Genomic DNA, 827 nt, shown 5'->3' with positions numbered 1-827 from the left:
GGCCTTGTACACACCGCCCGTCACACCATGGGAGTGGGTTGCACCAGAAGTAGCTAGTCTAACCTTCGGGAGGACGGTTACCACGGTGTGATTCATGACTGGGGTGAAGTCGTAACAAGGTAGCCGTAGGGGAACCTGCGGCTGGATCACCTCCTTAATCGACGACTCAGCTGCTCCATGAGCTCCCACACGAATTGCTTGATTCATTGAAGAAGACGATAAGAAGCAGCCTTTTGGGTTGTAGCTYAGTTGGTTAGAGCGCACCCCATGCTCTGTGGTAAAGAGCAGGGTGAGGTCGGCCTTAGCAGCYCGAAATTGGGTCTGTAGCTCAGTTGGTTAGAGCGCACCCCTGATAAGGGTGAGGTCGGCAGTTCGAATCTGCCCAGACCCACCAATTTTGTGTGGGAAACGCCTGTAGAAATACGGGGCCATAGCTCAGCTGGGAGAGCGCCTGCCTTGCACGCAGGAGGTCAACGGTTCGATCCCGTTTGGCTCCACCACTAACTGCTTCTGATTGTATAAAGCTTAGAAATGAGCATTCCATCGGTTCGATGGTGAATGTTGATTTCTAGTCTTTGACTAGTTCGTTCTTTAAAAATTTGGGTATGTGATAGAAAGATAGACTGAACGTTACTTTCACTGGTAACGGATCAGGCTAAGGTAAAATTTGTGAGTTGCTCTWTGAGCAAGTGCGAATTTTCGGCGAATGTCGTCTTCACAGTATAACCAGATTGCTTGGGGTTATATGGTCAAGTGAAGAAGCGCATACGGTGGATGCCTTGGCAGTCAGAGGCGATGAAAGACGTGGTGGCGATGAAAGACGTGGT

2 tRNA genes and 1 rRNA gene are annotated in these 827 nt (G+C 50.1%); all 3 read left to right on the top strand.

The window, feature by feature from the left end:
• Positions 1-157: ribosomal RNA gene (locus tag AC1DWG_RS30390) — 16S ribosomal RNA — on the top strand; the annotation flags it as partial.
• A 160-nt stretch (positions 158-317) separates the two neighbouring features.
• Positions 318-394, top strand: a tRNA-Ile gene (locus AC1DWG_RS30385).
• A 30-nt stretch (positions 395-424) separates the two neighbouring features.
• Positions 425-500: transfer RNA gene (locus AC1DWG_RS30380), tRNA-Ala, on the top strand.
• Positions 501-827 lie beyond the last annotated feature (327 nt).

Source organism: Pseudomonas sp. P4_B3 (assembly GCF_056402295.1).
This window is presented reverse-complemented; position numbering and strand designations above follow the sequence as displayed.